Origin of the sequence: Candidatus Enterococcus wittei, assembly GCF_002140175.1 — a bacterium.
Taxonomy (GTDB): Bacteria; Bacillota; Bacilli; order Lactobacillales; family Enterococcaceae; genus Enterococcus_B; species Enterococcus_B wittei.
This window is the reverse complement of record NZ_NGMO01000001.1, coordinates 16,852-26,374: the sequence shown is the minus strand read 5'-3', so window position 1 is coordinate 26,374 and position 9,523 is coordinate 16,852. Positions and strand designations below refer to the sequence as shown.

Genomic DNA, 9,523 nt, shown 5'->3' with positions numbered 1-9,523 from the left:
TAAGATTGACTATCCATAAATTTTATATTACGATGATTTAACTTTATTTATTCTAACAAAAGGAGTTTTTAGCATGCTGATTCGAGAAATGAAACGAAAAGATAATCAACAGGTCAAACAAATCATCCAAAGCTCACTGAAATCCGTTGGGTTAGCGATTGAAGGAACAGCGTATTTCGATCCGCAATTGAATGATTTATTTGATTTTTATCAAAAACTACCGCATGGAAAATATTGGGTGGTTGAAATCGATCAAAAAGTTGTTGGTGGAATCGGAATTGCGCCTTTTGACGAAAAAGCAAAGATCTGTGAATTACAAAAACTATATTTAAAACCAGAAGTTCAGGGACTGGGCATTGCCAATCTACTGATGAATACGGCTTTGTATTTTGCCTCTGAATACTATGATCAATGCTATTTAGAAACAAGAAAAGAGCTAGCTGCTGCTTGTAAATTATATGAAAAATTTGGGTTCCAATCCTTGTCTACCCCTCTTGAAGGTTCTGAACACTCAGCGATGGATATCTGGTATATAAAGAAACTATAAGAAAAAACAGAGAGGAAAAGTATAAAAGACACTCCCTCTCTGTTTACGTTTATTTGATTGATCTCCTCTACTGCTGTTAGCTTTGAGAGTCACCCAAAGTAACTATGGAAGAATTGAGTCAAAACGGGTAAGAAATAGATAATAAGTGCAGCAGAAAGTACTAAAAGTAATTGCTTTCGCTGTTTTTTACGTTTAAACATATTCGAAGTCGTGTGTAAAAAATAGGTAGCACTTTTTGCTGCTGCTGTGAGCGTAGATACGATCAGCGTTGGCGAATAGGTTGTCGGGTCTTTGGTAATCGCCAATAATTTTGTTCCATATTCCGGATATTTTATCAAGGATTGGTAAGCTGCTATCAGCATCAAGATTCCCATCAAATAGTTCAACATTGAATTCACTTTTTTCACGTTATTAACTCCTTGTTTTGTTAGTTAATTATTAAAACAATCTACACTTTTCGGAATAAATATTCTTATTCTCATTTTTCTTTTTGTTGATTTTTCTCCATCCAAGGAAATGAAAATCCTAGCGATAAATCATCTTTGAGGATTAATACCGCATCAAACTTCCCTTTCTTACCAGTAAATCCTTTGACTACTTTACTAGTCTTCCCTTTTGTAAGCAGTTCTCGTAAGTTCGTTTTGGTTAACTTCTTTTTAGCAACAGTCGGCCATAATTTAAAATCGCATTCTTTATTTGAACATGTGACAATTTTTGGGTAAAACATCACGATCCCCTTCTTACATTTCGGACAAGTCCCTAATTGATCGTTCTTCTTTTCCAACACTTGGATTTGCCGCAGTCCCTCCTGTTCCTCTTTTAAGTCGACCTTTTGAACTTGTTCTGGAACAGCTTCTAATAAATGAAGAATAAATTTTTTGATGTTTTCTAAAAATACCTCCGGCTTCCCTTCTCGATTACCGATTTTTTTCAAGTAAGCTTCCCAGCGTGCGGTCATCTCTGCACTTGTCAATAAAGACTCTCCCGATACTGCTTTACATAAAGTGATTCCTTTTGCTGTCACACGGATATCATTTTTATTGATTTCGATATAATGGCGTTGTTTTAAGTTTTCTATAATACTCGCCCGTGTTGCCTCTGTACCGATTCCTTCGACTTCTTTAAGAATTTCTTGTGCTTCTTCATTATCTAGTGTTTTTCCAGCTGTTTTCATCGCAGTGATCAAGGTACCCTCGTTATAAGGTTTTGGTGGTTGAGTCTCTTTTTCAAGGCTTCGTAAATCCACCACTACAGGCTCATTTTCAAATACTTCAGGTAATAGCTGTCCTTCAGTCGTTTTTTTACTTTTCGCCGTTAAAATCGCTTGCCAGCCTTGATTGATTGGACGTTTCCCGATGCTTTTCAAGCGTAATTCGTTCACACCTGTTAAGATAACTGTTTCTTCGTAGCGATAATTTTCAGCAAACATAGCAAGCGTGGTACGCATGACTTGCAAGTAGATTGCTTGTTCCAAGCGGGATAATTTAGCGAATCTTTCTTTCGTAGGAATCGTCTTAGTAGGAATGATCGCATGGTGTTCTTGTACTTTGTTTGCGTCAACGTATCTTTTTTTCGCGTAAGTCTCCGGCGTTACTACATCACTAATCCCTAGAAATTCTTTATAGCGTTGCAAATGTTGAACGAGGTACTGATGTTCATTTTCTGTAATATAAAAAGAATCTGTTCGTGGATAACTTAAAAATTTGCTTTCATACAACCCTTGTACCGCATCAAGGGTTGCTTTCGCACTGGCTTTCATCAGTTGATTCATCTTTGATTGCAAACTCGATAAAGAAAATAAACGTGGACTACTTTGTTGCTTTTCTTTTTTTGTTACTTGAAGAATCCGACCTTCTTGTTTTCCTAGATGCGCCCCTTGCTTTTCAATAGCAGACACAAGCTCTTCAGCAGTCTTGAATGTTTGTTTTGGCTCAATTTTCCCTAAAAATTGTCCCTGTTGACTTTTGATTTGTGCCTCTCCTTCAAAGTAAGGTTCTTTCTTAAAACGGCGGATTTCTTCTTGTAGCTGATAGATCATATAAAGCGTAGGAGTCTGGACACGGCCTAAAGAGAAGCTCCCGTCGATTCCTTTTTGTTGGAGTAAAAGACTGTATAAAGGACTGCCATTCATCCCAATCAACCAGTCGGCGTGTTGTCGAGCTTGTGCTTCCTTATACTTGGAAAAAAACATTTCCGCCGGTCTCAAATGCTTGAAACCTTCATAGATCGCTTCTTTCTCTAATGAATTTACCCACAAACGTAAATATTGTTTTTTCTTAGTAAACGCCTTTGCTTGCTGGATGATAGACCATGCTATCGCTTCTCCTTCACGGTCGCTATCCGTCGCAATGATAATTGTATCGGCTGATTGAAGTTGACGCTTGACAATGGCAAACTGGGTCCGTTTATCCGCAGGTACAGTATATTTAAAATTTTCCGGAAAAATCGGCAAATTATTTAATGACCATTTTGCCCATCGTTCTTCATATTCACCAGGAGGAACCATCTCTACTAGGTGACCAAATCCATAGGTAATCGTCACTTCACCAGGAAATAACGGATCGCTGATTTCATAATAGCCATCTTGTTTTTTTCTTTTTTTGAAAGTTTCCGCATATGCTTTTGCTTGAGATGGTTTTTCAGCTAAGATGACTGTTTTCATTATTTACCCTCCTTTGATCCGACTTTCTTATTATGGAACATCTATTCGCATTTGACAATATATTAAGCAAAATCAATCAAAAAAAGCCCGTCCGATCAGGATATTTCTAATAAATAAGGAAAACTCGTTATACTTTTGATTATTCTCATTTTTATTCTTAAAACATTTTCCTAGCTATTTAAAAATAAATAAAAAAGCTGGAACCTATAGATTCCAACTCTTCCTTTCTAGACTATACTTATTTACTCAAAAATTCGCTGATTTTTTCTCGATTCATTTGCTTATCAATCACTAAGATACTACCGGCATAATCACTTTGTCCATAACTCCATGAGTTTTCGACTGGTACGCTTAACCGATCGATCCCGCCTGCACCACGTGCGATGGAGAAAAGATTTTTTAACAAGAAAGTAGCAGGCACATCCGTAGAAGTATAACCAATCGCTTTACCTGCAGCATAAGGCGCTCTGATCAAATTCAAAGGATTTTTCAACTGACTGAAAATGCTATTCATGACTTGTTGTTGTCTTCTGACACGTCCAAAATCGCCTTCTTCATCCATTCGAAAACGAGCATATTGCAAAAGAACATGACCATCCATTCGTTGTTTCCCCTCTTTGATGTCCACACCATCAAGATTCAGATCTTTTTCTGCCGTGATCGAAACCCCATTCATGAAAAGAGCATCAATCACTTTTTCGAAAGATTTAAAATCGACTTTCATGTAATACTGACAGTTGATTCCAAAATTTTCTACTAACGTTTGTCGTACTAACTCAGCTCCGCCATACGCATAGGCAGAGTTAATCTTGTTTTCTCCTACACCTGGGATGGTGACAAAGCTATCACGCATAAAAGAGATCAGCTTGGGTTTATGAGCAGGTCCGTCTAATTGCAACACCATGATCGTATCTGCACGTCCTGCATCTTCCCCACGTGTGTCACTGCCTAAAATCAGTATATTATGGGCACCACTTGTTGATTGTTCTCCATGAAAGGTTTCAGTAGTAGCCGGCGCTAAACTTTTATCATTTTCAGCCAGCCATTTTCCAATAAAAAAAGAAATGATCGAAAAAACCATCAAAAATAATAATAACCCTAACAGGATACGCCCCCACGAACGTTTTTTACGAGGGTGTTTCTTCTGGAAAAAACTCTTCTTCCCAATTTCATTGTTTTCTTGTCGTTGCTCCTCATAAGTAGCATAATTACTTGATTCGCCATGAGAATATTCATCCACTTTGTTTTGGTAGATACGAGTTTCTTCTTGGTATTCACTCGTTTTTTGTTGTTTCCTATTTCGTCGCCAAAAAAATGGCTTATTTTCCTCTTTCAAAGGTTTCGCTTTTTTATGGACGTTCTTATGACGTTCCATCCGACTCATCTTTGTTCCTCCTTGTTTCATACAGATAAGTAATGATACGACACTTCTAGACAAATAACAGCAAGATGTCATCAGATTAAATAAAAAATTAGGAATGACAGGATCTTAATGAGTCGATGAGCCATCAATCATACCACGTATTTCACAAACTGGCATCTCTTGCCCTGTCCAAAGTTCGAAAGCAATAGCTCCTTGATATAACAACATCCCTAAACCATTTTGGCTTTCACAACCGTTGGCTCTAGCTTCCTTCAATAACTGGGTTTCTTGAGGTGAGTAAATCAAATCAAAGATTACCAGTTTTTCATGAAGCATTGCTTTATCAATCGGTGTCAACTCTTTTTTATTACCCATCCCGATATCCGTAGCATTTACTAAGATGTCTGAAGATTGACTGTCTTTTCTCATTTGTACTTCGTCTTCGTAGTCGTATACATGGATCGAACAATTGGTTTGTTCAGCGACATTTTTAAAATACGCTTGAACGGATGCAAAGGTGTCATTTTTTCGTTTATAGATGACTACTTCTCTTCCACCATCTAAAGCGGCTTGGACAACGATTGCTTTGGCCGCACCACCAGCTCCTAATACCATTAATTTCTTGTTTTTGACCGTGAGACCGGCTTCTTCGACTGAACGCATAAAACCCATACCATCTGTATTATATCCGATCAAGCGGTTATCTTGATTGACTACCGTATTCACTGCACCGATCAATTCCGCTTCTTTACTTAATCCATCAAGATAAGGAATCACTGCAGTCTTATTTGGCATAGAAAGGTTTACACCTAACATATGGAATGTCCGTATGCCTTCGACAGCTTTTAGTAAATTCTTTTGATCAACATCGAATGCTAAGTAGACCGCATCAATTCCGCATTTTGCAAAAGCAGTATTGTGCATCTTTGGTGACAAGCTGTGAGTCACAGGAGATGCAAAGATCCCTGCAAGTTTTGTTTTTCCGGAAATCATCGAAACGCCTCCTCTATCTATTAAAAAATGCCGTGTCTATTCACCGATAAAAGCGAATAAACAAGCGACATTCATCGTTCATTTTTCTTCTTAATAAAAGTATAAAAGCTCTTTTCTACATGATCATTTCATCTTATCAGTTATTCTAAAGTATAAGATGAAGAAAAGAGCCTTGTCAAATGAAGATATAACGAAACTTATTTCAATCAATAACTTCTTCAAAAAATTGTAACAAATCACTCATGGAAAGCGCACGTTTTTCTTCTGTTCCTAGGTCTTTTACAATCTTACCTTTTTGAAGAACAAGGAGACGATTACCATATTTCAAAGCATCCTCCATCCGATGGGTAATCATCAGGCATGTTAATTTTTGCTCGGTGATCCGCTGATTCGTCAACGTCATCAATAATTTAGCTGTTTTTGGATCCAGTGCTGCCGTGTGTTCGTCTAATAACAGCAATTCTGGGGCTTTGATCGTAGCCATCAGCAGACTTAGTGCTTGTCGTTGGCCACCAGATAATTCTCCAGCAGGGGTATCTAAGTGTTGTTCTAGTCCATTCCCCACTTCTTGACATAATTGATAAAATTGCTCTTTTTGAGTTTTCAACTGGCGCAATCGTAAGGTGCGTTTTTCACCTCTTTTTTGTGCTAACAATAGATTTTCAGCCACTGTCATCCGTGGAGCAGTACCCATCTTTGGATCTTGGAACACGCGGGAAAGGAAAGAGGCTCTGGCTTCTTCTGACTCTTTTGTGATCAGTCGATCTTTAAAATAGATTCCTCCTTGACTCAATTGTATAGTACCTGCTATCGTATTGAACAAGGTACTTTTCCCAGCTCCGTTACCACCTAAGACTGTAATGAAATCACCTTCGTTGATGGTCAGCTGAATATCATCTAAAAGTACTTTTTCTTCATGCAACCCATTATTTACTACTTTTCGTCCATTCTTTATCGTGATGATTGCTGTCATCTTCAGACCTCCTTTTCAAATCCCGTTTTTAATTTCAATGCTTGTTTCACTTGAGGGATCATCAGACAAACAGCTAAAATGATTGCTGAGAATAATTTCAAGTACGTGGTATCAAACCCTAATTTGATAACTGCTAGAATCAGCAATTGATAAATAATACTCCCTACCACAATTGCTAACAAACGTTCGATCAGTGTCAACTCATGGAAAACCACTTCACCAATGATAATAGATGCTAGGCCGATCACAATGACTCCGATTCCTTTATTCACATCGGCATAGCCATCGTTTTGCGCAATCAAAGCACCAGATAATGCAATGACACCATTAGAAAGTGTCAGTCCTAATATTTTCATACGGTCCGTTTTAATTCCTAATGAACGTGCCATTGTCTCGTTATCTCCAGTCGCAATGTATCCTTGTCCTAAATCCGTATTAAAGAAGAAAATCAAAATACTGATCAAAAGCCCTAATGAGATCATTCCTAATAAGACAATATCAAAATAGTCAGGTAGATGGAGACGTTGGAAAACATCTTGCAAGACTGGAGAGTTCAGTAATGAAAGGTTCGGCGTACGCATCACGAATAAGATAACTGAATTTAATCCTGACATCACTAATATACCGGCTAAGATCACTGGGATTTTCCCTTTGGTATAAAGAAGACCTGTGACCAAACCTGCTGCCATCCCTGCTAATACACCAAGGATTGTTGCTAGTAAGGGTGTTACACCGTGAGTAATCGCCGTTACGCATACGGCGCCTCCCAATGGGAAAGAACCTTCTGCAGTCATATCTGGAAAATCGAGGATCCGATAGGTCATAAAAATCCCTAATCCTAAAATTGCCCACAGCATCCCTTGTGAAATTGCTGATACGATCATTCTTCTTCCTCCTTCGTTTCTGTCACCATCGTTGCTTCCTCTTTTATCTTATCAGGGATCGTAATCCCTAATAAAGCGGCTTGCTCTTCATTGATAATGACCGTTCCTTCATCGAAAACATAAACTGGTGTTGATGCTGGTTCTTTGCCATTGGCAAGAGAAGCGGCCATTTTTCCGGTTTGAACACCTAAATCATATTGATTGATACCAATAGTTGCCAAACCACCTTGTTCAACCATTGTATCTACAGAAGGAATCACTGGGATTTGTGCTTTGTTTGCTTCTTTCACCACTGTTTGCATCGCATTGGCAATCGTGTTGTCCAGCGGCACATAAATGAAATCAACTGCTTGGCTCATCACTTGAACTGTTTGGGCAATTTCATTGGTAGAAGGAACCGCATATTTGACAGAAGTAAGTCCTGCTTTTTTAGCAGCTTCCTCTGCTTGGGTAACTTGATAACGCGAATTATCTTCTGAGGAGGCATACAAAATTCCAACTTTTTTTGCTTCTGGCAGAATCTCAGTTGCTAATTTGATTTGTGCTTCTATTGGTGGTTGATCAGAAACTCCTGTAATATCTCCCCCTGGTTTATTCATACTTTGGACTAACTCAGCACCGACCGGATCAGTCACTGCTCCTAAAACTAAAGGAATAGAGGAAGTTGTGTTAGCTAAGGCCTGTGCCGCTGGCGTTGCAATCCCTATTAAGACATCGGGATCTTGTTGGACAAGTTGCTGACTCATTGTGGCTAACTTGCTTTGGTCGGCTTGACCATTTTGAAAGTTGATCTCTAGATTTCTCCCTTCTTCTAACCCAGATTCTTTCAAGCCATCTTTAATCCCACGGTAAATCTCATCTAAAGCAGGATGACTGACAAATTGTAAGACGCCAACCACCGTCTTTTCTTTCTCATTCGTGCTACTTGGTCTGGAAGGTTCTTTGACTGTCTCATAGATAAATGTACCTGTTAAATAAATCAAAATAAGCGCAATCACTGTTATTAATCGTTTATTTTTCATCTTGCTTTCCCCTTTATGTTTTATGTATTACTTTGAATATAAAAATGAGCATATTACTGAACGTGTATGTTGGAACAAACTTATAAAAAAAGACAATCACCGCATATTTACGGTCATTGTCTTTTAAGAAACAAAAAACCGCATAGATGAGATCTATGCGGTAGTCAATTACATTGTCCTAGCATAGATACAAGCTTTAGAATCGTACGAATGTGTACTCTAAAAAGTTGTATCTACGAAAAAGTTCGTCCACGATACAACTTATCTACGCCAGTTACGCCAATTATTTTTATGTTCGAATAAAAATTGCTTTGATAAGTTCATCTTGGACCATCCTCTCTCTAAATGTTATCTTAAGTCTAATCGAATTTATTTCCTTCGTCAACTTATTTTTTAATTTTATTTTAGTAGATAAAATCAAAGTGGTTATTTTAGTAGTCGATCAGTCTTTACTTTGGGTAGTTTTTGTTTCCATTTCTTGTTCTAATTGTTTGATTTTTGTCAAAGGTAAACGATTTAATTCGGGAATAAATGTTTTTCGTAACGTCTTATCAGATTCGTTTGTTACAGTCATCCGATTTTTTTCTTTCCCGCCATCAAAAAAAATGATCGTCACTTCATCTTTCTTGATTCCATAAGTATCTTCCAACTCTTGGACGTCATAAATCAGAGGGTAGAAAAAGATGGGGCGGTTGAGTTCGTTGATTTTTACTGGATCATCAAACAACGCCATGACCTTCTCATATGCTTCGCCTTTAGGTAAACTGAATAATACAGAAATCGCTTTTTGTTCTTTAATAAATGAATTAGCACTATCGATTGGAATTGGCTGTAACTTTTCGGAATGAATCGAAGAATAAACTATACTGGATACTTGAGCTTCTCGAATCTTCCCAGGGAAATAAAACATTCCAATGGTGACCAAAATCGAACACAGCAAATAATAACCCGCTCGCCTGAAATATTTTTTTGGATCTAAATCAAATTTCTCTAAAATTTCCTCATATTTTTCTATTACTTGCTTTTTAATCTCTTCTACCAAAATAAACACCTTCTTTTTCATAACAACTCTCTTTGAT

Annotated in this window: 9 protein-coding genes; 1 reads left to right on the top strand and 8 read right to left on the bottom strand. The window is 37.8% G+C overall.

Features of this window, described 5'->3' with window-relative positions:
• Positions 1-73 precede the first annotated feature (73 nt).
• Positions 74-547: a GNAT family N-acetyltransferase gene (locus A5844_RS00095; protein ID WP_086283046.1), complete on the top strand. Its 474-nt coding sequence runs from the start codon at positions 74-76 to the stop codon at positions 545-547.
• A gap of 89 nt (positions 548-636) precedes the next feature.
• Here A5844_RS00095 and A5844_RS00090 read toward each other — a convergent pair whose 3' ends face one another.
• From A5844_RS00090 to A5844_RS00055, 8 genes are all read right to left on the bottom strand, one after another.
• Positions 637-954, bottom strand: a complete 318-nt coding sequence (locus A5844_RS00090; RefSeq protein WP_086283045.1) for a hypothetical protein — start codon at positions 952-954, stop codon at positions 637-639.
• Between the two features lie 71 nt (positions 955-1,025).
• Complete coding sequence (locus tag A5844_RS00085; RefSeq protein WP_086283044.1) at positions 1,026-3,209, bottom strand: type IA DNA topoisomerase; 2,184 nt, start codon at positions 3,207-3,209, stop codon at positions 1,026-1,028.
• Between the two features lie 238 nt (positions 3,210-3,447).
• Positions 3,448-4,593 carry an LCP family protein gene (locus A5844_RS00080; RefSeq protein ID WP_086283043.1) on the bottom strand — a complete coding sequence of 382 codons (1,146 nt, stop codon included), beginning with the start codon at positions 4,591-4,593 and terminating at the stop codon, positions 3,448-3,450.
• Positions 4,594-4,698: 105 nt separating this feature from the next.
• Entirely contained in the window at positions 4,699-5,565 is an 867-nt protein-coding gene (locus tag A5844_RS00075; RefSeq protein WP_086283042.1) for a shikimate dehydrogenase, read from the bottom strand.
• 202 nt (positions 5,566-5,767) lie between these two features.
• Entirely contained in the window at positions 5,768-6,538 is a 771-nt protein-coding gene (locus A5844_RS00070) for an ABC transporter ATP-binding protein (protein WP_086283041.1), read from the bottom strand.
• Positions 6,539-6,540: 2 nt separating this feature from the next.
• The gene (locus A5844_RS00065; protein ID WP_086283040.1) at positions 6,541-7,422 is read right to left on the bottom strand and encodes an ABC transporter permease; all 882 of its coding nucleotides are present in this window, start codon (positions 7,420-7,422) and stop codon (positions 6,541-6,543) included.
• Entirely contained in the window at positions 7,419-8,444 is a 1,026-nt protein-coding gene (trpX, locus tag A5844_RS00060) for a tryptophan ABC transporter substrate-binding protein (protein ID WP_086283039.1), read from the bottom strand. Before trpX ends, A5844_RS00065 begins: the two co-directional genes overlap by 4 nt.
• Positions 8,445-8,886: 442 nt before the next feature.
• Positions 8,887-9,507: a hypothetical protein gene (locus A5844_RS00055; protein WP_256924504.1), complete on the bottom strand. Its 621-nt coding sequence runs from the start codon at positions 9,505-9,507 to the stop codon at positions 8,887-8,889.
• Positions 9,508-9,523: the final 16 nt, after the last annotated feature.